A 22,462-nucleotide genomic window follows, 5' to 3' on the forward strand; every position below is an offset into this window, starting at 1 on the left:
TGTACCCGAACTGCCGTCATAATGGTTTATCCCCTGACCGCTTTCACCCGCCGAAAACGCAAGCCAAACACATTGATATATAGCCCTGCCATGATCAGCGTCGCGCCCACGAGTTGTAACAGGTTGAGGGTTTCTCCCAACAACAGTGCCGCACTGGCTAATCCAACCACCGGCACCAGCAGCGACAGCGGCGCAACGCGCCAGGTTTCATAGCGTCCCAGCAATGAACCCCAGATGCCGTAGCCCACGATGGTGGCAATAAATGCCAGGTAAATCAGCGACAAAATGGTGGTCATATCGATTGCCACCAGGCTTTGCACGATCGCTGCGGGACCGTCGAATATTAGCGACGCCAACAGAAATGGCACGATGGGAATAAGCGCACTCCACACCACCAGTGACATCACTGCCGGACGGTTCTCAAGCTGCATAATTTTCTTATTAAAAATATTGCCACAGGCCCAGCTCAGCGCGGCGGCCAGCGTCAACATAAAGCCCAGCACCGCAACATGCTGTCCGTTCAGGCTCGACTCTATCAGCACCAGCACACCAAATACCGCAAGGGTAATTCCGGCCAGCTGTTTCCCCTGCAACCTTTCACCAAACGCAAACGCGCCAAGCAGGATGGTGAAAAAAGCCTGCGCCTGAAGAACCAGTGACGCCAGCCCTGCGGGCATGCCAAATTTGATCGCCGAAAAGAGAAAAGCGAATTGGCCAAAGCTGATGGTGAGTCCGTATCCTAACAGTAAACGCAGCGGCACCTTCGGCCGGGCCACAAAAAACAAGGCAGGAAAGGCCACCAGCAAAAAGCGCAGGCCAGCCAACAATAGCGGGGGCATATTATGCAATCCGACTTTGATGACGACGAAGTTAAGCCCCCAAACCACGACAACCAGCAGCGCCAGTAGCCCATCTTTACGCGTCATACCCTGCCTCTGTAATTGTTAGAATTATGTGAACTGTCCCACGTTAGCGGAAAAAAAGATGCTTTAACAGATCATTATTTCTGGTAGGCCATCCTTACCCCTGGCCGCGCTATACATTGTTCTTATTGCATGATATTTCTGATAAGACGAAATAATGAAACAGAGCACTTGTCGGGCAGGAAAATGATCACATCAACCAGGCGCTCCATTACTGCGCTGCTGGCATCGTCATTACTTTTAACTATTGGTCGCGGGGCAACCCTTCCCTTTATGACGATTTATCTCACGCGTCGCTATGCGATGAGCGTTGAGGCAATCGGCTATGCGATGACTGTCGCATTGACCATTGGCGTCGTATTTAGTCTGGGTTTCGGCATTATGGCGGATAAATTTGATAAAAAACGCTATATGCTGGTTTCAATACTGGTATTTATCCTTGGCTTTATTGCTATTCCCGCAGTGAATAATGTAGCGCTGGTCGTTATATTTTTTGCAATGATTAACTGCGCATATTCGGTCTTTGCCACCGTTCTGAAAGCCTGGTTTGCCGATGTTCTTTCTCCGACAGAGAAAGCGCGGATATTTTCGCTTAACTACAGTTTTCTGAATATTGGCTGGACGATAGGTCCGCCGATCGGCACGCTGCTGGTGATGTACAGTCTGAATTTGCCTTTCTGGCTGGCCGCATTTTGCGCCGCCTTCCCGCTGGTGTTTATCGGACGTTTCGTGCAGCGGGTCGCGGCCAGCAATGCCAATGGCGAACCTGTTACCTGGTCACCTTCCGTTCTGCTGCGGGATAAAGCGCTGTTTTGGTTTACCCTGTCAGGCTTTCTGGCCTCGTTTGTCGGCGGCTCCTTTGCATCATGCATTTCACAATACGTGCTGGCAGTCGCCGACAGCAACGTTGCCGAACATGTGGTCGCGGTGGTGCTGCCGGTTAACGCCGCGCTGGTCGTCACGTTACAGTATTCGATTGGTCGTCGGTTAACGGCAAAAAATTTACGTCCGTTGATGACTGTCGGCACCGTTTTCTTCGTGGCAGGCTTGATGGGATTTATGTTCTCGGGGGTAAATCTGGTCGTCTGGGGAATATCGGCAGCGGTATTTACCATTGGGGAGATAATATATGCACCGGGTGAATACATGTTAATTGATAATATTGCGCCGCCGGGAATGAAAGCGAGCTATTTTTCTGCTCAGGCGCTGGGCTGGCTGGGTGCAGCGGCAAACCCGCTGGCGACCGGATTAATATTAACCCATCTCCCGCACTGGTCATTATTTGTTATTTTAATGGCGGCCATCGTCCTGGCCTGGTTGATGATTATCCGCGGGATGGGTAGCAAGCGTATTCATGATGTTGTGCAAACAAACTGAGACGTTGCGAGCCTCCTCGCAGCCTGAGAATAAAGCCTGAAAACAGGCTGGTGCGGACGTTATCGAAGCATAGAATACACGGCGGGTGCTTGAGGCTTTCCGGTCTCAGGCCTTGTCGGAGTTCGGAAAGATGAAAGCCCCAGGAGATATTTCTATCCACCTGAGGCCAACGTCCGAACCCAACAATCGGATGTTAGTCTCTTCTTTGCACGGAGGCAATAACATGCGCACCCTTTTAAATTGCCACCATTCCCCGTACGCCTTCGGCTTCCATGTTCACTCCCCGGCCCTGTTGCACGATAGCGCCGCGGGACATTAACAGGTAGCTGTCCGCCAGTTCGGCGGCAAAATCATAAAATTGTTCCACCAGCAAAATGGCCATATCGCCGCGACGGGCGAGTTCACGAATCACCACACCAATTTCTTTAATCACTGATGGCTGGATACCCTCCGTCGGTTCATCGAGAATGAGCAACTGCGGGCGGCTTGCCAGCGCCCGACCGATGGCGAGTTGTTGCTGCTGCCCACCGGACAAATCGCCACCGCGACGATGTTTCATCTCTTTTAACACCGGAAAGAGGTGGTAGATATCATCGGGAACCGTCCGTGCATGACGCGCCGGAAAGCGGGACAGCCCCATCAGCAGATTTTCCTCCACCGTCAGACGGGGGAATATTTCACGTCCCTGCGGCACATACGCAATACCGGACTGCACGCGCTGATGCGGTTTGCGGCTGGTGATCTGGCGATCCTGCCAGACGACCGAGCCGCTGCGCGCCGGAATAAGCCCCATCAGACATTTTAACAGCGTGGTCTTACCTACCCCGTTGCGCCCCAGCAGACAGGTAATTTCACCGGTTTGGGCCGTGAAACTGACACCCCGCAGGATATGACTTCCGCCATAATATTGATGCAAATCGTTAACCTGTAACATCATCGCTCCTTAGCGTCCGAGGTAGACTTCAATAACCTGTTCATTTTGCTGGACCTCACGTAGCGATCCCTCAGCCAGCACCTGCCCCTGATGCAGCACGGTGACCCTGTCTGCGATAGTTTCAACGAAGCCCATGTCGTGTTCGACTACCATCAGTGAATGTTTCCCTGCCAGTTGGCGAAAAAGCTCGGCGGTATAGTCGGTTTCGGCGTCGGTCATCCCGGCGGCAGGTTCATCCAGTAATAGCAGGTGCGGTTCCTGCACCAGCAGCATCCCGATCTCCAGAAACTGTTTTTGCCCGTGGGACAAGAGTCCGGCGCGACGATGACGCTCTGCGCTTAGCCGGAGCAGCAGCAAAATTTCATCGATCCGGTCCTGCTGCTCACCACTTAATGTTGCGCGCAGAGTCGCCAGTACCGACTTATCGGTTTTTAGCGCCAGCTCAAGGTTCTCCGCGACCGTTAATGCTTCAAATACCGTCGGCTTCTGAAATTTACGCCCGATGCCGCGACGCGCAATTTCGATGGGATCCAGACGAGTCAGTTCCAGCGACTGATCGTAAAGCGCAGAACCACTTTGCGGGCGCGTTTTGCCGGTGATCACGTCCATCAGGGTCGTTTTACCTGCCCCATTAGGGCCAATCACGCAGCGCAACTCGCCGACGCCGATGTTCAGCGTCAGATCGGTCAGTGCCTGAAACCCGTCAAAGTTAACGTTGATATTTTTCAGTTGCAGCACCGGATCGGTCTGGTCGCGGAAGCGGTCTCCCGGAAGCTGGCGGGTAAAAAGTCCTTCGTCAGGTTGCATCATTTATCTCCTCTGCGCAGCAGGCCAATGACGCCACGGGGTAAAAACAGGGTGACCAGAATAAATATCAGGCCGAGAAATACCTGCCAGTACTCCGGCATGGCAACGGTAAACAGGCTTTTTGCGCCATTAACCAGCCCGGCACCCAGTACCGGACCAATTAACGTTCCTCGCCCCCCGAGCGCGACCCAAATCGCCATTTCAATCGAGTTAGTGGGCGACATCTCGCCGGGGTTGATAATGCCGACCTGTGGAACATACAGTGCGCCTGCCAGTCCGCAGAGGACGGCGGACAATGTCCAGACCAGCAGCTTAAAGCCGCGTGGATCGTACCCGCAAAACATCAGCCGGTTCTCCGCATCGCGAACGGCGGTAAGTACCCGGCCAAACTTACTCTTTGCCAGTGCATAGCCAATTGCCAGTGACAGCAGCAGCAGGAGCACCGTCGCTAAAAACAGGGCGACTCGCGTGGACGTTGCCGTTACCGGAAAACCAAGAAGCGTGGTAAAGCCGGTAAACCCGTTATTGCCGCCAAACCCGGTTTCATTACGAAAGAACAGCAGCATGCCCGCAAAGGTCAGCGCCTGAGTCATAATCGAAAAGTAGACGCCTTTAATTTTCGAGCGAAAGGCAAAGTAGCCGAATATCAGCGCCAGCAATCCCGGCACCAGTACCACCAGCATCATTGCCCAGGCGAAATGCTGCGTTCCCCACCAGAACCACGGCAATTCATTCCACGACAAAAACGACATAAACGCGGGAAGCCCGTCACCGGCGGCCTGACGCATCAGATACATTCCCATTGCATAGCCGCCGAGGGCGAAGAAAATCCCGTGCCCGAGTGACAGTAATCCGGCATAGCCCCAAACCAGATCCAGCGCCACAGCGACGACTGCATAGCAGAGTATTTTGCCGATCAGCGTCAGCATCCATGTCGACAGAAACAGCGGATGGCTGGCAGGCAACAGCGCCAGAAGCGGTAAAATCAGCAATCCGGCAATCAGGATCCCGCCGACAATACGCAGCGTAACAGGCGCTTTTTGCGCCAGAGTAAGCGTCAAAGGCTGGCTCATTAGTCAATGCTCCTCCCTTTTAGGGCGAACAGCCCTTGCGGCCGTTTCTGAATAAACAAAATGATGACAACAAGAATGAGGATCTTACCGAGCACCGCGCCCATCTGCGGTTCGAGGATTTTATTGAAGATCCCCAGACCAAACGCCGCGACAACGCTGCCCGCCAGTTGGCCGACACCACCAAGCACTACCACCAGGAAAGAGTCGATAATGTAGCCCTGTCCCAGTTCCGGCCCGACGTTACCAAGCTGTGAGAGCGCCACGCCACCCAGCCCGGCAATACCGGATCCCAGGCCAAAGGCCAGCATATCGACGCGCCCGGTGGGCACGCCGCAGCATGCCGCCATCGCACGATTCTGCGTTACCGCCCGCACATTCATGCCCAGCCGCGTTTTATTGAGAATAAGCCAGGTGAAAAACAGCACCAGTAGCACAAATCCCAGTACCACCACCCGGTTCCATGGCAGGATGAGGTTAGGCAATGCCTGGATCCCGCCCGACAGCCAGCCGGGGTTGGCAACCTCGACGTTCTGTGCGCCAAACAACATACGCACCAGTTGGATAAGCATCAGGCTGATCCCCCATGTCGCCAGCAACGTTTCCAGCGGACGCCCGTACAAATGGCGGATTATCGTGCGCTCAAGCAACATTCCCATCCCTGCCGTCACGGCAAAGGCCACCGGCAGTGCCACAACGGGATAGAATGCCAGCCACTGCGGCACAAACTGCGCCATCGCCTGCTGTACCAGCCAGGTGCTGTACGCGCCGAGCATCAGCATTTCGCCATGCGCCATATTGATGACGCCAAGCAGACCGTAGGTGATCGCCAGGCCAAGGGCCGCCAGCAATAAAATAGAACCCAACGACAATCCCATAAAGGCTTGTCCCAGGATCTCGCCGAGAATCAGGCGCTGCTTAATTTGCGCGATGCTGTCTATGGCCGCCTCACGAACGCTGACATCGGGTTCAGTGTGAATATCGGTAAACGGGGTAAGGCGCGATTGCGTTTCCGGATCGGATGAACTGCCTAACGCTATTGCAGCATTGCGACGTACCGCCGCATCGGCACTAGTAAGTTGCAGGCTGGCGAGGGCAATGGTCAGTTGCTCTTTGACCTCGTCATCTTTTTCCAGAGCTTTACGCTGCGTCAGCATGGGTAACATTGATGGCTGCGCATCACGACGCAGCGTCTTTGCCGCAGCCAGTCTTTCCGTGACGTTGTCACTTATTAACAGATGTGTAGCCAGTGCCGCCGCCGCCAGATTACGTAACCGGTTTGTCAGACGGACCTTTTTAAGTCCACCCTCTGGCGTTGAGGTTCCATTCAACGCTACGGGCTGGCCGTTCTCCAGCGCAAAAGCATGACGCCCGCCGTCTATATTCAGATTTTCTGCGGCCAGCGCGCGCAGAAAAGGGATCCGCTGTGGTTGCGGCTCCGCCGCCCACGTTTCCAGCAACGTTGCCTGCGCGGATCGGCTGGCGGCAACAAAATCATCGGCATCCGCCGCCTGTGCGCTCAGTGGCAGTATCCCTGCCAGTAATAACAAACAGCACATAATACGTATAACGTTCATAACCCGTTCTCCCGAAACGCGCCCTCCGTGAGGAGGGCTAAAAATCATTGCCCGCCTGCTTTAACCGGGCTGTCGGATTTTTTGTCGTTTCCAGGAATGAACGGACTCCACGGCTGGGCGCGGACCGGCGCGTCGGTTTGCCATACCACATTGAACTGACCGTTGTTTTCGATTTCGCCAATCATCACCGGTTTATGCAAATGATGGTTGGTTTTGTCCATGGTCAGCGTAAAGCCCGACGGCGCGGCAAAGGTTTGCCCGGCCATTGCTTCGCGCACTTTATCAACATCGGTGGTCCCTGCTTTTTCAACTGCCTGCGCCCACATATGCAGACCCACATAAGTGGCTTCCATCGGATCGTTAGTCACCACGGTATCGGCATTGGGAAGTTTACGGGCTTTAGCCCACGCCTTATAGTCCGCGACAAATTTCTGGTTAGCCGGATTATTGAAGGATTCAAAATAGTTCCACGCCGCCAGGTTGCCCACCAGCGGTTTGGTGTCAATGCCACGCAGTTCTTCCTCGCCCACGGAGAACGCCACGACCGGCACATCGGTGGCTTTCAGCCCCTGGTTTGCCAGCTCTTTGTAAAAAGGAACATTGGAATCCCCGTTGATGGTGGACACCACCGCCGTTTTGCCGCCCGCCGAGAATTTTTTAATATTGGCAACGATAGTCTGGTAGTCGCTATGCCCAAACGGGGTATACACCTCTTCGATATCGCTATCCTGCACGCCTTTTGAATGCAGGAACGCGCGGAGGATCTTGTTGGTGGTTCGTGGATAAACATAGTCAGTACCAAGCAGGAAGAAACGTTTAGCGCTGCCGCCATCTTCACTCATCAGGTATTCCACGGCCGGGATGGCCTGCTGATTAGGAGCCGCGCCGGTGTAAAAGACGTTCGGCGACATCTCTTCGCCCTCATACTGCACCGGATAGAACAACAGCCCGTTGAGTTCTTCAAATACCGGTAATACTGATTTGCGGGAGACGGACGTCCAGCAACCAAACACCACCGCGACCTTATCCTGGGTTAACAATTGCCGCGCTTTCTCTGCAAACAACGGCCAGTTAGATGCCGGGTCGACCACCACCGGCTCCAGTTTTTTGCCCAACACGCCACCTTTGGCGTTGATCTCATCAATGGTCATCAACGCCACATCTTTGAGCGGCGTTTCAGAAATCGCCATGGTGCCGGAGAGCGAATGCATAATGCCGACTTTGATGGTGTCGGCAGCGTAGACGCTAAAGGTCATCCCCATGCTGACGACGGAGGCGGAGAGCGCAAAAGCTTTTAACAGGGTACGACGTTGCATAATTCACTCCTGAATATTCAAATGACAAAGGTCGACGAAAGCGTTCAGGAGAGATCAGGCAAAAAAGATGCCAGGTGTGTTTTTATCGCGGGAATCGAAGTAAAGAGGCAGTACAGCGCGTGGAGAGCATTATTGTGGCACAGCGCTGCATTATTACAGTGCAACGCTGTGTCGCAGAAGGTTACCAGACCTGGGCGGCAATATCCGTTACCAGACGAACTTTGTCCCACTGCTGCTGTTCTGTCAACGAGTTGCCCTCCTCCGTGGAGGCGAATCCACACTGCGGGCTAAGGCAGATCTGTTTTAAATCCACATATTTCGCCGCTTCCTGGAGACGCGCCTTTATTCCTTCAGGATCTTCCAGCTCGCCGTTTTTGGTGGTGATCAAGCCCAAAACAACCTGCTGGTGACCGGGACGAATAAAGCGCAGCGGCGCAAAGTCACCGGAGCGATCGTTATCATATTCGAGGAAAAATGCATCCACATTCACCGTGCCGAATAAGATTTCCGCTACCGGCTCGTAGCCGCCTTCTGAAATCCATGTTGAGCGGAAGTTACCACGACAAACGTGCAGGCTCACCGTCAGATCGTCAGGTTTGCCTTCCAGCGCTTTATTCAGCACCCCTGCATAGATTTTCGCCAGCTCATCCGGATCTTCGCCACGTTCACGCACCTGACGGCGCTGATCGTCTGAGCACAGATACGCCCAGACGGTGTCATCAAGCTGTAGATAGCGACATCCCGCCGCGTAAAATGCCTGAATCGCATCGCGCCAGGTGGTTGCCAGGTCAGCGAAGTAATCGGCCAGATCGGGATAAACGCTGGCATCAATGTCTTTACGCCCGCCGCGGAAATGCAGGACGCTTGGCGACGGGATGGTCATTTTTGGCTCAGCGTTACCGCTGATGCTTTTCAGATAGCGAAAATCTTCCAGCATCGGGTGATCGCCAAATGCCAGTTTCCCGGTCACGCGCACGCCGTGGGCTTTAGTCTGTACGCCGTTAAACTGAATGCCTTTATCGGAATCGTAACGCTCCACGCCCTGTAATCCATCGAAGAAATCAAAATGCCACCAGGCGCGACGGAACTCACCATCGGTGACCACATGCAAACCGCATTCGCACTGTTGCTGTACCACATGGCGAATGGCGTCGTTTTCTATTTCGCGAAGCTGGCTGATGGTAATATCGCCGCTCGCCAGTTGCTGACGCCCCTGTTTGATGCTGTCCGGACGTAAAAAGCTGCCGACGATATCTGCGCGGTACGGACCATGTTGCTGTGACATATTTTCTCCTTTAGCTGTGGGCAATTCATTGCCCACAGTGATAATTCAGCATGTGAAGTTTTAGACTTCTGGATGGCTATATGTCCAAAAGATGACATAGTTATTATCACTTCGCAAAGGAGAAAATTTCACGGCGCATGAAATTAATTCATGTAGCCTGCTGTGAATCACCTTCAAATGCAAAACCCTCATCGTGCCAGCCGGTCATGCCGCCGAGCATCAGTTTCACCGGTCGGCCCAGTCGGGCAATCCTGAGCGCAGCTTTATCGGCACCATTACAGTGTGGTCCGGCACAGTACACGATAAATAATGTCCCTGTCGGCCACTGCGCTAATGTTTCCACATTAATTTGCGCATGAGGAAGATGTACTGCACCCGGCAGATGTTTTTGGTCAAAGTGCGCCTGGCAGCCAATCACGTGGAGTAAAACAAAGTCCTGCTGATGCTGGCTTATCGCCTCATGAACGTCCGAACAGTCTGTTTCAAGGCTCAGGCGACGGGAAAACCAGGCAGCGGCTTCCTCAGGGGCAGCCGCAGGATAATCAGTAACGTAACTCATAGCGTGTTCTCCTTGTTTATGTTAACAATGATTTAACCAGAGTCTGTCCGGTAAAACCGCTCATCAACATGTCAGAAAGCGCCGTAAAAATGACAACATTGCCTTCCCCACTCACGCCACGGCGCGTGGTCGTCCTCGCCTATGATGGCCTCTGCACGTTCGAATTTGGCGTGGCGGTCGAGATTTTTGGCCTGCCGCGCCCGGAATTTGGTGATAACTGGTATCAGTTTGCCGTGGCGGCAGCCGAGAGCGGCGAAATGCGTGCCACGGGAGGCATCCGTATCATGGCCGATGGCGGACTGGATTTACTGGCGCAGGCGGACACCATTATCATTCCCGGCTGGCGTGGCATTGATTCTCCGGTACCAACGACGCTCATTGATGCACTACGCCAGGCGTACGCGCGCGGCTGTCGGATAATATCGATCTGCTCCGGCGTATTTGTCCTGGCGGCGACAGGATTGCTCTCGGGGCTGAAAGCGACGACCCACTGGCGCTATACGCAGATCCTCCAGCAGCGTTTTGCGGATATCACGGTGGTGAATGATGTGCTTTACGTCGCCGGGCAGCGCCTTATGACCTCGGCGGGCAGCGCGGCAGGTATCGATCTTTGTTTACACGTAGTACGTGAGGATTACGGTCTGGAAATGGCTAATAGTGTTGCACGTCGACTGGTGATCCAACCCCACCGTGACGGCTCCCAGGCGCAAACTGTTGCTCGCCCCGTCGCCAGCGCCCGTGAAAGTCAGTCGCTGGGCCAGCTATTTGATTATCTACATCAGAATCTGGCACAGAGGCACAGTCTGGAGGTTCTGGCACAGCGGGCAGGCATGAGTCCCCGAACCCTGCTACGCCGGTTTGCCCTTGCGACCGGCACCACTCCCGCACGCTGGATTTTGCGTGAGCGCCTGCGCTGTGTTCAGGAGCACCTGATGCATAGCCAGCACAGCATTGAGACCATCGCAGAGTTGACCGGGTTTGCCAGTGCCAGTGTATTACGTCAGCACTTTCGCCAGCATTTTGCGCTATCACCGACCCAATTCCGTAAAGAAAACCGTCGCGTTACTCAATAATGGCGCTTTGCCTTCTGGCACAAAAATAAGAAGAGTGAGAAAAAAGACAGGTCGATTATTGCGGTATTTATCTACTCACTTTTTTCTTTTCTGCGCACCGGCTGTCTCCCGCATACGTAGAATGCATTAAAAAAGTTAATGTGTTGTTATTTATTTGAGCATTTAAAAATATTTTTGCGTTTGAATTTGTACATTTGCAGGTTTGTGACTAGTTTAAAACCGTTGAGATTAAGAGTCCCGACTTTCCACTATCGTTAACTATGCACGGTGCAACATAAAACATGCCAATACAAGAAGTCGACCAGAGTTCCCCGCTGTCGTTTGGTTATAACCATGATGATGCCGGGCAAAAAGTCATTTCTGAGATTATGCAGGATCTCTTGTCCAGAAAAACCGCTGTTAATAATAAAGATATCATTCTGGAGCTGGTGGTCCGGCTTGAAACAGAAAAAGATATCGTCAAACTGGATATCTACCGTAGCGCATTAGAAATGGTTGTACTGAATACGCCTGACGATATTTAACGTAAGTCAGCCTACCGGACAGATAAACAAAACGGGCTGGCGCCCGTTTTTCTTTTATCTCTGCTCGCTTAAACCACGATGTTTAAGCATCGGTTCAATAAGAGGGTCATTTCCCCGCCATTGACGATACAACATTTCCAGATCGGCGCTGTTTCCCCTGGATAAAATGGCCTCACGAAAACGCTGACCATTTTGCGCCGTCAGACCGCCCTGTTCGACAAACCACTGGTAGCCATCATCGGCCAGCATTTGCGTCCACAGATAGGCGTAATAGCCTGCCGCATAGCCACCACCAAAAATATGCGCAAAATAACTGCTGCGATAGCGCGGCGGGACGGCGGGGAGATCCAGATGCTCCTGACGGATCGCCGCCGTTTCAAAATTATCTACCGATTCAGGGATATTATCTGCGGTGAGGTGGTGCCAGTTCATGTCGAGCAATGCCGCACTGAGCAGTTCCGTCATTTCATAGCCTTTATTGAAATGCGTCGCCTGTAGCATGCTGGCCTGTAATGCTTCCGGCATTGACGCACCGGTTTGGTAATGACGGGCAAAACGGGAAAATACCTGCGGATGCGTCGCCCAGTGCTCGTTAATCTGCGAGGGAAACTCAACAAAATCACGCGGGGTATTAGTGCCTGACAGGCTGGCGTAACGTTGACGCGCAAACAGGCCGTGAAGCGTATGGCCAAATTCGTGGAACAGCGTAATCACGTCATCCCAGGAAATCAGCGCGCTGTGACCTGCCGCTGGTTTTTGATAGTTACAAACGTTGTAGATCACCGGCTGGGTATTAAGTAACGTCGACTGTTCAACGAAGTTACCCATCCATGCACCGCCGCTCTTGGAGTCGCGGGCAAAGAAATCGCCGTAAAATAGCGCCAGCCCTTCGCCACTGGTATCGAAGATTTCCCAGACGCGCACATCCGGATGGTAAACGGGGATATCAAAACGCTCGACAAAACGGATGCCAAAAAGCTGCGACGCGGTCCAGAAGACGCCCTCTTGCAGCACGGTATTCAGTTCCAGGTAAGGTTTGACCTGCGCTTCATCAAACGCATATTTTTCCTGCCGGACCTGATCGGCATAAAAATCCCAGTCCCATGCCTGCGCCTGAAAGCCGCCGTTCTGCTTATCGATAACCTGCTGGATGGCGGAGTGCTCATGTTCTGCCCGCGCTCGCGCCGCAGGGGTGATTTTACGCATGAACGCCAGCGCGGCCGCCGGGGTTTTCGCCATTTGATCGGCAATTTTCCAGCTGGCGTAATCGTCGAAACCGACGAGTTTAGCCTGTTTGGCCCGAATCTCGACCAGCTGTAATATCAGCGACCGGGTATCATTTTCGTCATTTTTTATGCTCCGGGTCCAGCCCGCGTTGAACAACTGCTCCCGGGCTTCGCGATCGCGTAATGCCGCTAACGCAGGCTGCTGAGTGGTATTTAGCAGAGGTAATAACCAGCGATCGGTTAGCCCTTTTTCACGCGCGGCATCCGCCGCCACGGCGATCGCATCCGCAGTCAGCCCCGCAAGCTGTTGCTCACATTCAACCACCCATCCCCCGGCTTTATTTGCCGCCATCAGACGCTGGTTAAACTGGCTGGTCAGGGTAGCCGCTTCGGTATTGAGCGTTTTTAACGCCGCTTTATCTGCCTCACCCAACGTTGCGCCCGCAAGGACAAACTGCTGCCTGGTCGTCTCAACCAGACGGCGGGTTTCATCATCCAGCGCCAGCGACTCGCGCTGCTGCCAGACATGTTCCACACGTTGAAAAAGGGCATCATTAAGATAAATATCGTTCGCCAGCGCTGCCAGTTCAGCGGAAAACTGCTCATCAAGCAGTTGCAGCGTATCGTTAGTATGGGCATGGGACATGGCGAAAAAAACGTGGGTCACCCGCCCTAACAGCAGGCCGCTTTTTTCGAGCGCCACAAAGGTGTTCTCGACATCTGCTGGCGCCGGGTTTTGCGCGATAGCCTCAATTTCTTCGCGCTTAATGCGTAGTCCTTCATCAAAGGCCGGGCGATAATGCGCCTCCCTGATTTCATCAAAACGAGGAGCCTGATAAGGCAAGGTGCTCACATTAAAAAACGGATTGTTTAACGACATCACTTTCTCCTGAAAACCTGACCGTTCAGACCAGGCATTTCGCTGATACACCACGCTTCATTAGACATTCGCACAAAAATAACGTGGATGCGTCATCTATCCAAACGTTAGCGGCACTTTTTTGCCACACTTAACTTCGGTTTCCCGCAAACCGGGAACGCATGTTAAGGTTATACAACACAAAAAGCGTTGAGGAACAGTGAGATGATTATTCTGGTAACAGGCGCAACGGCGGGGTTTGGTGAAAGCATTACGCGCCGTTTCGTTGAGAATGGACATAAAGTAATTGCTACCGGCCGCCGTCAGGAGCGTCTTCAGGCGCTGAAAGAAGAGCTTGGCGACGCCATTTATCCACTGCAACTGGATGTCCGCGATCGGGCGGCAATCGACGAGAAACTCGCGTCTCTGCCCGCAGAATGGCGCGGCATCGATATCCTGGTCAATAACGCCGGACTGGCGCTTGGCATGGAGCCTGCGCACAAAGCTAGCGTCGAAGACTGGGAAAATATGATCGATACCAATAATAAGGGGCTGGTGTATATGACGCGCGCCGTCCTGCCCGGCATGGTCGAGCGCAACCGTGGGCATGTGATCAATCTCGGCTCCACGGCCGGTAGCTGGCCTTATGCGGGAGGAAACGTATACGGGGCAACGAAGGCATTTGTGCACCAGTTCAGCCTCAACTTACGTACCGATCTTAATGGAACGGCGGTTCGCGTGACTAACATTGAGCCGGGGCTGGTAGGTGGCACCGAGTTTTCCAATGTGCGCTTTAAAGGCGACGATGCGAAAGCGGATAAAACCTACGAAAACACTACCGCGCTGTCTGCGGAAGATATCGCTGAAGCGGTATGGTGGGTCGCCACGCTGCCGAAGCATGTCAATATCAATACCCTTGAAATGATGCCGGTTAGCCAGACGTATGCCGGATTAAGCGTCCATCGGGGTTAATTTTTATTGCCCGGCCGCAAGGCCGGGTATTGAAAATAGCGAAGTGGTGGTAAAATCAACTGGTTAATCGTCTAAAAAGTAAGAATGAATGACCTTCGAGACCCAACTGAACCCTACACAGCCCGTTAATCAGCAGATCTACCGGATTTTACGCCGGGATATCGTGCATTGCCTGATTGCGCCCGGCACGCCGCTCTCCGAGAAAGAAATTTCAGTCCGCTTCGATGTCTCTCGTCAGCCGGTGCGTGAAGCCTTCATTAAACTCGCAGAAAATGGTCTTATCCAGATCCGTCCGCAGCGCGGCAGTTACGTCAACAAGATCTCACTTTCCCAGGTGCGGAACGGGTGTTTTGTCCGCCAGGCGATTGAGTGCGCCGTTGTCAGGCGCGCGGCAGGGATGATCAATGATGAACAACTCTGGCAGCTTGAGCAAAATCTGCATCAGCAGCGAATCGCCATTGAGCGTAAGCAGCTCAACGATTTTTTTCTGCTTGATGATGAATTTCATCAGAAGCTGGCGTTGATCGCAGACTGTCAACTGGCGTGGGATACCATTGAAAATATCAAAGCGACAATTGACCGGGTGCGTTACATGAGTCTTGATCATGTTTCCCCGCCGGAAATGCTCCTCCGTCAGCACCTTGACATTTTTGCCGCTCTCCAGCAACGCGATGCCGATACGGTTGAAAACGCGATGGCGCTGCACTTGCAGGAAATTAGCGGTTCCGTACAGTTGATTCGTCAGGAAAATCGCGACTGGTTTAGCGAAGATTGATCGCAAAAAGATCGGCCGGACGGCGTGGTTCCGCCCGGCCCTGATGACGTTTAGTGATTAGCCACAAACTGTGCCACGGTGGCTTTCGCGCCCTTCTCCAGCAGCATTTGATAAGCCTGCGTTACGGCGCTGACAAATTCACTGTCATCCGGCAGTGCCTTACCAAAGATCGCCTCAATGCCAAGGAGTGCCTGAACACGCGCCAGCCCCTCTTCACTACGGTTCACCGCTTCCTGAATGATCGCTAACTGCGGATCGCAAATCTCAATCGGGTTGCCCTGATCGTCAACGCCGCTCACGTAGCGCATCCAGCCTGCCACGCCCAGCGCCAGCAGATCAAAGCGGCTCTGGTGCGCCAGATGCCAGCGCACGGAGTCCAGCATCCGCTGCGGCAGTTTCTGGCTACCGTCCATGGCGATTTGCCAGGTACGGTGGCGCAGCGCCGGATTACTGTAGCGTTCAATCAGTCTGTCGGCATACTGTTTGAGGTCGACGCCCTGCACTTTCAGCGTGGGTGCCTGCTCCTGGAGCATTAGCGCATGGGCGGCAAGACGGTAATTATCATCCTCCATACAGTCATTGATATGCTGATAGCCGGCAAGATAGCCCAGATACGCGAGGAAGGAGTGACTGCCGTTAAGCATACGCAGTTTCATCTCTTCGAACGGCAGCACATCGGCCACCAGTTCCGCACCGGCTTTTTCCCATTCAGGACGCCCTGCCACGAAGTTATCTTCAATCACCCACTGACGGAATGGTTCACAGGCCACGCCCGCCGGATCGCGCACGCCGGTCAGTTGCTCAATCTTATTAAGCGTATCCGACGTGACCGCCGGAACGATACGGTCCACCATTGTTGACGGGAAGGTGACATGCTGTTCAATCCACCCGGCCAGCCCGGCATCCACTTCCCGAGCATACGCGCAAACCACGTTACGCATGACGTGGCCGTTTTCAGGCATGTTGTCGCAGGACATCACGCTGAATGCCGGTAGCCCGGCCGCTTTACGGCGCGCCAGGGCTTCAACAATCACCCCGACCGCTGATTTCGGTTGGTGCGGGTTTTGCAGATCGCCCACAATCAGCGGATGGTCGAGCATCAGCTTTCCGGTCGCCGGAGAGTGGCAGTATCCTTTCTCGGTAATCGTTAACGACACGATGGCAATCTGCGGCTCACACATTTTTGCCAGTACGGTTTCCAGCCCGTCAACCTGAGCGTGCAGCGCTTCTTTTACTACGCCGACAACGCGGGCGGTCCAGGCATCGGCCGACATTTCCGCGACGGTGTAAAGATGGTCCTGCTGTTTGAGATCGGCAACCTGCTGCTCGCCGCCAATTAAATTAACTTCAACGTAGCCCCAGTTGCTGCCGTGTTCTGAAGCCAGGATGTCCGCGTAAACGCCCTGATGAGCACGATGAAAAGCACCAAAACCGAGATGAACGATACGCGGTACAAGTGTGTTGCGATCGTAACCCGGAAGAGTGGCTTTCGCTTTTAAGAGTTCGTTTTCCATATTTAACTCGCTTTAGGGATGATTTTACTGCACCAGATTACCCTCCGGTGCAGCGGATACTTTGATTTGTATTAAACTCGCTGCAATTGGTATAACAAAAAACAAAACGTGTGTGACAGCATCGAAAATGTCTTCCGATGCTACCAGGTATTAATTGGCTTTGGACAGATTTGCCGCAGATACAACACCCACCTGCGAGGGATCGTTCCACAGTTGCTCGTAGCGATAACCGGTAAGATCTTCGACAATCCGCCGCGTTTGTGGATCCACATCTTGCTTCGCGCCATGCGCTTTCAGACGTTCAACTTCATCAACGAAGATTTTGTGCGTTTGCTTATTAAGATGGAAAGTCAGCGCCTGCCACAATGCGATGACCAGCAGACATCCCGTCCCGGCAAACAGCAGGATGGCGATCATCGTAATGGCTTCCTGCGGCTGTACCTGACTGCCTTTTACATAGCCTCCGCTTTGTAACAGCACGCCGACCACAAAGGTGGCAATGGCAACCGTCGTTTTACGGGAGAACGTCATCACGGCGGCGAACAGCCCTTCCCGACGCTGGCGGGTGATCATTTCGTCAATATCAGGAATGAACGGAAAGACGTTCCACGGCGTGAATTCCAGAACGCAGCGCCCAACCTGATAAACCGCTGCCAGCCCAATCAGCGTCGGGATGGTATTCCATGCCGGGAATTGATAGACGACGAAAAAGCCAAGCAGACATAGCAGCATGACGCTGTAGGCAAAGACATACAGGCGTGACGGACCGAATTTAATAATGGCAAGACCGGCTAATAATGTTACCGGCAGGCCGACAATACTCATGGATAACAAACTGCCCGCAAATGCCGAGGAGACATTCAGGCAATAGACGCAGAAAAAGACGAATACCGTGTTGTAAACATCTTTACCGGTAAAGGAAAACAGGTAGATAGCCAGATGTTTTCTGAACGCCCTGACTTTCAGCGTTGAGGCGTAATCTTTAAATAAGCCGCCAACCATTCGCATGTTTTCCACGAACGTTTTCGGCGCAGCCTTGCTTTCAAGTTCGGCCAGCATCTCTGGCGTTAATTCCCGCTCCCAGGTCACTTTCCATGAAATAAATACGCAGAGCATAAACAGTACCGCAAACACCACCCCGTTAATCATATAGGCATTAGCATTATGTTCACCAAAGTGACTGATCAGCAGACCCGGAATAAAGGTGGCAAGGAAGGTGCCAGTGGCCGACAGAAACATGCGGCAGGTCGAGAGTTTAGTCCGCGAGTTAAAGTCTTTAGTCATCTCTGAGGGCAATGTCTCCCATGGGATAAGCACCATGGCGGCAATGACTTCGAACGCCAGGTATACGGCCAGATAGAAACCGTAACCCATGCCATCCAGCCATAGTAAGGTATAGACCAGCATTAATGGCGCCCCGATCAACAAAAAGAAACGGCGGCGGCCAAATTTCTTGCCTAACGCGTTCTTGTAGAAATGATCGGTAAAACTTCCCATAAACAGACTGACAATCGCGTCCACAATACGGGCGATGGCCACGATAGACGCGGCCTCAACGGGAGAAAGGCCGACAAACGTCGTATAGAAAAATAATAACCAGGCACCAATAACCGTGAAGGCCCCACCGCCCATAATATCGGTCAGGCCATAACCGATACTTACCGGTATGGTTATTTTTTTATTTTTGCGCGTCATGTTCTATCCTCATCGGAAGCTATCTAATTAAAATTTGAAATAGTTCTCAGCATTGTCATGGCAAATATTTTTTATCATACGGGTCAGTATGTCTTTATTATCTGGAACTTCACCACGTTCAACCCACCCACCAATGAGATTGCACAGGATACGGCGGAAATAATCGTGCCGGGTGTAGGACACGAGGCTACGCGAATCCGTCAGCATGCCGACAAAATTCATCAGCAATCCCTGATCGGCCAGAGAATTAAGCTGGCTTTCCATTCCGCGGCGGGTATCGTTAAACCACCAGCCTGAACCAAACTGGATTGGCGACTTAACTCCTTCGTCTGCTGACTGAAAGTTGGCAACGGTAGTTGCCACAATATCGTTATAGATGGGGTTGAGGTTATAAAGAATGGTTTTAGGCAGGGCATTCTGTTGGGCCATTGCATCCAGTAAGCGATTAAGGCTGGAGGCGAGATTGACTTGATCGTTAATCGAGTCAAAGCCGGTGTTAATGCCCAGGGCTTCACGCATTTTGCTATTATTATTGCGGATCGCGCCAAAATGAATCTGCATTGCCCAGCGGCGTTTTTTATACTGTTTCGCCAGCAGAATAAACATTGCGCTACTGAGAATGGCGTGATCATTCACGCTTAGCGTATCGCCATTGAGTTTGTTCGCGAAGAGGCTCGCTACCTGCGCTTTCTCGGCTGGCACATAATTGATGTCCAGCGGCCCATGATCGGAAATACGGCATCCAACCTCATGAAAGAAATCAATCCGCCGGGCAATCGCGGCCTCGAAATCATCAAGGGACGAAATCTGTTTGTCGGTCAGTTCCGCGAGCTTTGCAATAAAAGCTGACCAGGTTGCGGGATTTTCATCGAACATTTCATCCGGACGGAACGTCGGCAACACTCTAAAGGTCAGCGTATTATCGTTGGCCAGTAGCCGATGATAGTGTAATGAATCCAGCGGTGAGTCGGTGGTACAAATGACCTCGACGCCGGATCGTGAAATTAACGCCTGCGGCTTAAATTCATCTTCCTGCAAGCGACGATTACACGTCTCCATCACCTCGCGCCAGTTATGGCTATCGAGCATTTTGTCGCAGGCAAAATAAAAATTCAGTTCCAGATGCGTCCAGTGATAGAGCGGATTGCCAAAGCAAGATTCCACCGTTTGCGCCCAGGCCTGAAATTTTTCTTCGTCCGAAGCGTCTCCGGTAATCAGTGCTTCGCTTACCCCATTAGCCCGCATGGCTCGCCATTTATAATGGTCTCCCGCAAGCCACAGTTGGGTGATATTATCAAAGGTCTTGTTTTCATAAATTTCTTTGGCATCGAGGTGGCAATGGTAATCAATAATCGGCTGATGCTTAGCAACCTGTTGATAAAGTTCGAGGCCAGGCTCGTTGGTGATCATAAAGCGATCATTAATAAAACGCATAGTATTCTCCATACCTCTCTGAATAGTAAATAAACAGCCAGGTAATGCTGAATGAAAGGCACTATTGACACAGTGCCCTTTTAGTTTCAAATATAATGACGGGCGTTGGTCGCCTCTACCGCTTCCTGAATTTCAGCGGCATCTTCAGCGATACTTAAATCGCGATCTTTAACCTCAGGCATCATCCATGCAGAAACGAGGCCAATTAACGAATAGATGATAAGCATGGCGACAATAGGCAACCATGAACCCGTCATGTTACAGAAAATCCCTGCCAGTACCGGGCCAAATCCAACGGCAATCAAACCACCCGCTTCTTTCGAAATAGCCATCCGGGTAAAGCGGTTTCGCGAACCAAATATTTCTGCCATGGTAATATTTTCCAGTGCAAAGAGTCCCAGTACCGCGAAGTTATGAATCACAATAAGCGCCATCATAATTACGCCGGGGCTATACGTTTTATCCACAATGATAGCCAGCATGGGATATGCCAGAACAATGGCGGAAATATTTAACAAAATATAGGGTAAGCGGCGGCCAACTTTATCCGATAACCAGCCTAATAAAGGAATAGAAAGGAAACCTAACCCTGAGCTGATCATCAGCGCATCTGTAGGAATACTCTTATCAAACAGCAACGTTTGCACCAGATAACCGGCCAGAAACGTCTGGATCAGACCCGAATTTCCGGCCTGACCAAAACGAAGCCCGGTTGCCAGCCAGAAGGATTTGCTTTTAAACATTGCGCCTAATGTTGTCTGCTGCGACTGAGCGTTAACCGGAGAATGTTCGGTATCATTCACTTTTTCAAATACCGGGCTTTCTTTCAGGTTCAGACGGAGCCAGATGGCAAATACCATGACTACCACGCTCGCCAGAAATGGCACTCGCCAGCCCCAGGCTAATAATTGCTCACGGTCGAGAAAGAAAAACATTGCCGCCCAGATGGCGGTAGCACTTAATGTTCCACAGTTGGTACCCATCGCCACCAGAGAAGAGATAATCCCGCGCTTTCCTTTTGGGGCATATTCAGCAAGCATAGTTCCGGCACCCGAGATTTCTGCACCAGCCCCCAGTCCCTGAATAATGCGCAGGGTGACTAATAACACAGGCGCAAAAATACCAATCTGCGCATAGGTTGGCAGTACACCGATGAGCGTAGTACAGATCCCCATCATCGTGATGGTAATAAACAATACCTTTTTGCGACCAATGGTATCGCCCATTTTGCCAAAAACAAACGCACCAATAATTCGCGCAATATAACCCGCACCATACGTCCCCATGGCAAGAATAAGCGCCATAGCCGCCGATTGCTCCGGGAAAAATATTTCATGGAAGACCAGTGCTGCACCCAAGGAGTAAAGCTGGAAGTCCATAAACTCCAGCGCTGTTCCTAACCAGCCGGATAAAGCGGCCCGAACTAAATCCTTAGTGCTTCTTTCATGTTTAATTTGCGTCATATTGGCATCTCAAAAGGTAAGGTGCGTACCACTAGCCCGCATTGATATAATGATTAAGCAAACGTGAGTAATACCTTGCAGCACCGCTGCTGATCTTTCTCAAAAACATTAATAGCATCAACGACCTGGTTATACTCAAAAGTATGCGTAATGAGTTTTTCCGGGTCGATAAGCCCCTGGGTTAACCAGTCGATGACCACCGGGAATTTATGCGCATTTAATCGCGAAGAAAAAATAGAGATTTCTTTTCCGGTAATCCCCTGCTGGATAATTTCAGCAGGTTCGCTGGAGAATCCCATAATGACGATCCGTGCCGCTGGCGAAGCCAGTGAAATAGCTTCCTGTAAAATAGAGGGATGACACGCGGCATCGACAATCAGCGTGGGTTGTATTCCCTTTTCCGCCAGTTGGGCAGCCAGAGAGTGCTCACGATTGTTAATAACCCAATCAGCACCACTCTTCTTCGCCATCGTGAGGCGTTCATCAATACGATCGACAACGATGACCTGGCTGACGTTATAAACCCCTTTCAGCACCTGAACGGTGGTCAGCCCCATCGGCCCGGCACCGTAAACCAGCGCAATATCCTTTGTGCCGGGGTTAACCTGACCGGTCACATTCGCGGCGATAGTAAAAGGTTCGACCATCACCGCGTGCCGGTCGGAAATGGCGTCGGGAATGGCAAACGCATTTTTGGCTGGCACTACGGCGTATTCACTGAAGCCGCCGTCACGGTGAACCCCTAATACTACCAGCGAGGTACAAACATTAGGCTTCCCGACCGAACACGGATAACACTGACCGCAGCTAATGACCGGATCGACGGAGACGCGTTGTCCCAGACGCGACGGTTCAACCCCTTCACCTACCGCATCAATAATGCCAAAGAACTCATGCCCAATGACGCGCGGGTATTTTGCAAACGGATTATGACCACGGTAAATATGGCTATCTGAACCGCATATCCCGGCCAGTTTAATCCGTACCCGCACCTCTCCGGCGGCGGGCGTCGGCAGCGGATGATCCTCAATGACTAAATCATTGGGCTGTTTAACAACGATGCTTTTCATATTTTACTC

At 52.3% G+C, this 22,462-nt stretch carries 19 protein-coding genes; 5 read left to right on the plus strand and 14 right to left on the minus strand.

All coding sequences use genetic code 11. The annotated features are described in order from the left end of the window. Positions 1-26 precede the first annotated feature (26 nt). The gene (gene eamA, locus ACMGGS_RS17825; protein ID WP_414163740.1) at positions 27-926 is read right to left on the minus strand and encodes an O-acetylserine/cysteine exporter; all 900 of its coding nucleotides are present in this window, start codon (positions 924-926) and stop codon (positions 27-29) included. Positions 927-1,109: 183 nt separating this feature from the next. Here eamA and ydeE point away from each other — a divergent pair, with 183 nt between their 5' ends. After that, on the plus strand, positions 1,110-2,300 hold the full coding sequence (gene ydeE / locus ACMGGS_RS17830) for an efflux MFS transporter YdeE (RefSeq protein ID WP_414163741.1): 1,191 nt from the start codon (positions 1,110-1,112) through the stop codon (positions 2,298-2,300). A gap of 235 nt (positions 2,301-2,535) precedes the next feature. On the opposite strand, the gene urtE is transcribed toward ydeE, so the two are convergent. The 7 genes from urtE to ACMGGS_RS17865 all read right to left on the minus strand — a co-directional run bounded on the left by urtE (position 2,536) and on the right by ACMGGS_RS17865 (position 9,848). Continuing rightward, on the minus strand, positions 2,536-3,234 hold the full coding sequence (gene urtE, locus ACMGGS_RS17835) for an urea ABC transporter ATP-binding subunit UrtE (protein WP_414166308.1): 699 nt from the start codon (positions 3,232-3,234) through the stop codon (positions 2,536-2,538). Positions 3,235-3,243: 9 nt separating this feature from the next. After that, positions 3,244-4,041 carry an urea ABC transporter ATP-binding protein UrtD gene (gene urtD, locus ACMGGS_RS17840; RefSeq protein ID WP_176920867.1) on the minus strand — a complete coding sequence of 266 codons (798 nt, stop codon included), beginning with the start codon at positions 4,039-4,041 and terminating at the stop codon, positions 3,244-3,246. After that, the gene (gene urtC, locus ACMGGS_RS17845) at positions 4,041-5,114 is read right to left on the minus strand and encodes an urea ABC transporter permease subunit UrtC (protein ID WP_414163742.1); all 1,074 of its coding nucleotides are present in this window, start codon (positions 5,112-5,114) and stop codon (positions 4,041-4,043) included. The genes urtD and urtC overlap by 1 nt, the downstream gene beginning before the upstream one ends. Continuing rightward, on the minus strand, positions 5,114-6,688 hold the full coding sequence (gene urtB, locus ACMGGS_RS17850; RefSeq protein WP_414163743.1) for an urea ABC transporter permease subunit UrtB: 1,575 nt from the start codon (positions 6,686-6,688) through the stop codon (positions 5,114-5,116). The genes urtC and urtB overlap by 1 nt, the downstream gene beginning before the upstream one ends. Positions 6,689-6,732: 44 nt before the next feature. Beyond that, the gene (urtA, locus tag ACMGGS_RS17855; RefSeq protein ID WP_414163744.1) at positions 6,733-8,004 is read right to left on the minus strand and encodes an urea ABC transporter substrate-binding protein; all 1,272 of its coding nucleotides are present in this window, start codon (positions 8,002-8,004) and stop codon (positions 6,733-6,735) included. A 181-nt stretch (positions 8,005-8,185) separates the two neighbouring features. After that, the gene (locus ACMGGS_RS17860) at positions 8,186-9,289 is read right to left on the minus strand and encodes a cobalamin-independent methionine synthase II family protein (protein WP_414163745.1); all 1,104 of its coding nucleotides are present in this window, start codon (positions 9,287-9,289) and stop codon (positions 8,186-8,188) included. Between the two features lie 148 nt (positions 9,290-9,437). Next, on the minus strand, positions 9,438-9,848 hold the full coding sequence (locus ACMGGS_RS17865; protein ID WP_414163746.1) for a rhodanese-like domain-containing protein: 411 nt from the start codon (positions 9,846-9,848) through the stop codon (positions 9,438-9,440). A 68-nt stretch (positions 9,849-9,916) separates the two neighbouring features. Here ACMGGS_RS17865 and ftrA point away from each other — a divergent pair, with 68 nt between their 5' ends. Beyond that, on the plus strand, positions 9,917-10,921 hold the full coding sequence (gene ftrA / locus ACMGGS_RS17870; protein WP_414163747.1) for a transcriptional regulator FtrA: 1,005 nt from the start codon (positions 9,917-9,919) through the stop codon (positions 10,919-10,921). Between the two features lie 281 nt (positions 10,922-11,202). Next, entirely contained in the window at positions 11,203-11,445 is a 243-nt protein-coding gene (locus ACMGGS_RS17875) for a biofilm development regulator YmgB/AriR family protein (protein ID WP_276164982.1), read from the plus strand. A gap of 54 nt (positions 11,446-11,499) precedes the next feature. On the opposite strand, the gene dcp is transcribed toward ACMGGS_RS17875, so the two are convergent. After that, entirely contained in the window at positions 11,500-13,551 is a 2,052-nt protein-coding gene (dcp, locus tag ACMGGS_RS17880) for a peptidyl-dipeptidase Dcp (protein WP_414163748.1), read from the minus strand. A 204-nt stretch (positions 13,552-13,755) separates the two neighbouring features. Between dcp and ydfG the strand changes: the two genes are divergently transcribed. Both ydfG and ACMGGS_RS17890 read left to right on the plus strand, forming a co-directional pair. After that, positions 13,756-14,502, plus strand: coding sequence for a bifunctional NADP-dependent 3-hydroxy acid dehydrogenase/3-hydroxypropionate dehydrogenase YdfG (ydfG, locus tag ACMGGS_RS17885; protein ID WP_414163749.1), 747 nt, complete (start codon positions 13,756-13,758; stop codon positions 14,500-14,502). Between the two features lie 88 nt (positions 14,503-14,590). Then, positions 14,591-15,277 carry a GntR family transcriptional regulator gene (locus ACMGGS_RS17890; RefSeq protein ID WP_414163750.1) on the plus strand — a complete coding sequence of 229 codons (687 nt, stop codon included), beginning with the start codon at positions 14,591-14,593 and terminating at the stop codon, positions 15,275-15,277. A 50-nt stretch (positions 15,278-15,327) separates the two neighbouring features. On the opposite strand, the gene ACMGGS_RS17895 is transcribed toward ACMGGS_RS17890, so the two are convergent. The 5 genes from ACMGGS_RS17895 to ACMGGS_RS17915 all read right to left on the minus strand — a co-directional run bounded on the left by ACMGGS_RS17895 (position 15,328) and on the right by ACMGGS_RS17915 (position 22,453). Further along, positions 15,328-16,791, minus strand: coding sequence for a mannitol dehydrogenase family protein (locus ACMGGS_RS17895; protein WP_414163751.1), 1,464 nt, complete (start codon positions 16,789-16,791; stop codon positions 15,328-15,330). Positions 16,792-16,941: 150 nt separating this feature from the next. Further along, on the minus strand, positions 16,942-18,486 hold the full coding sequence (locus ACMGGS_RS17900) for an MFS transporter (protein WP_414163752.1): 1,545 nt from the start codon (positions 18,484-18,486) through the stop codon (positions 16,942-16,944). Positions 18,487-18,513: 27 nt separating this feature from the next. Next, positions 18,514-19,920, minus strand: coding sequence for a glucuronate isomerase (uxaC, locus tag ACMGGS_RS17905; RefSeq protein ID WP_414163753.1), 1,407 nt, complete (start codon positions 19,918-19,920; stop codon positions 18,514-18,516). Positions 19,921-20,006: 86 nt separating this feature from the next. After that, positions 20,007-21,383 carry an MFS transporter gene (locus ACMGGS_RS17910; RefSeq protein WP_414163754.1) on the minus strand — a complete coding sequence of 459 codons (1,377 nt, stop codon included), beginning with the start codon at positions 21,381-21,383 and terminating at the stop codon, positions 20,007-20,009. Positions 21,384-21,436: 53 nt separating this feature from the next. Then, positions 21,437-22,453 (minus strand): Zn-dependent oxidoreductase, encoded by a 1,017-nt coding sequence (locus ACMGGS_RS17915; protein ID WP_414163755.1) that lies wholly within the window; start codon positions 22,451-22,453, stop codon positions 21,437-21,439. Between the last annotated feature and the right edge of the window lie 9 nt (positions 22,454-22,462).

The organism is Superficieibacter sp. BNK-5, assembly GCF_047456055.1.
GTDB lineage: Bacteria > Pseudomonadota > Gammaproteobacteria > Enterobacterales > Enterobacteriaceae > Superficieibacter.

Bases quoted from the DNA above. Each gene is read 5' to 3' on its own strand.
- eamA (WP_414163740.1), bottom strand. From the start codon at position 926: ATGACGCGTAAAGATGGGCTACTGGCGCTGCTGGTTGTCGTGGTTTGG.
- ydeE (WP_414163741.1), top strand. From the start codon at position 1,110: ATGATCACATCAACCAGGCGCTCCATTACTGCGCTGCTGGCATCGTCA.
- urtE (WP_414166308.1), bottom strand. From the start codon at position 3,234: ATGTTACAGGTTAACGATTTGCATCAATATTATGGCGGAAGTCATATC.
- urtD (WP_176920867.1), bottom strand. From the start codon at position 4,041: ATGCAACCTGACGAAGGACTTTTTACCCGCCAGCTTCCGGGAGACCGC.
- urtC (WP_414163742.1), bottom strand. From the start codon at position 5,114: ATGAGCCAGCCTTTGACGCTTACTCTGGCGCAAAAAGCGCCTGTTACG.
- urtB (WP_414163743.1), bottom strand. From the start codon at position 6,688: ATGAACGTTATACGTATTATGTGCTGTTTGTTATTACTGGCAGGGATA.
- urtA (WP_414163744.1), bottom strand. From the start codon at position 8,004: ATGCAACGTCGTACCCTGTTAAAAGCTTTTGCGCTCTCCGCCTCCGTC.
- ACMGGS_RS17860 (WP_414163745.1), bottom strand. From the start codon at position 9,289: ATGTCACAGCAACATGGTCCGTACCGCGCAGATATCGTCGGCAGCTTT.
- ACMGGS_RS17865 (WP_414163746.1), bottom strand. From the start codon at position 9,848: ATGAGTTACGTTACTGATTATCCTGCGGCTGCCCCTGAGGAAGCCGCT.
- ftrA (WP_414163747.1), top strand. From the start codon at position 9,917: ATGTCAGAAAGCGCCGTAAAAATGACAACATTGCCTTCCCCACTCACG.
- ACMGGS_RS17875 (WP_276164982.1), top strand. From the start codon at position 11,203: ATGCCAATACAAGAAGTCGACCAGAGTTCCCCGCTGTCGTTTGGTTAT.
- dcp (WP_414163748.1), bottom strand. From the start codon at position 13,551: ATGTCGTTAAACAATCCGTTTTTTAATGTGAGCACCTTGCCTTATCAG.
- ydfG (WP_414163749.1), top strand. From the start codon at position 13,756: ATGATTATTCTGGTAACAGGCGCAACGGCGGGGTTTGGTGAAAGCATT.
- ACMGGS_RS17890 (WP_414163750.1), top strand. From the start codon at position 14,591: ATGACCTTCGAGACCCAACTGAACCCTACACAGCCCGTTAATCAGCAG.
- ACMGGS_RS17895 (WP_414163751.1), bottom strand. From the start codon at position 16,791: ATGGAAAACGAACTCTTAAAAGCGAAAGCCACTCTTCCGGGTTACGAT.
- ACMGGS_RS17900 (WP_414163752.1), bottom strand. From the start codon at position 18,486: ATGACGCGCAAAAATAAAAAAATAACCATACCGGTAAGTATCGGTTAT.
- uxaC (WP_414163753.1), bottom strand. From the start codon at position 19,920: ATGCGTTTTATTAATGATCGCTTTATGATCACCAACGAGCCTGGCCTC.
- ACMGGS_RS17910 (WP_414163754.1), bottom strand. From the start codon at position 21,383: ATGACGCAAATTAAACATGAAAGAAGCACTAAGGATTTAGTTCGGGCC.
- ACMGGS_RS17915 (WP_414163755.1), bottom strand. From the start codon at position 22,453: ATGAAAAGCATCGTTGTTAAACAGCCCAATGATTTAGTCATTGAGGAT.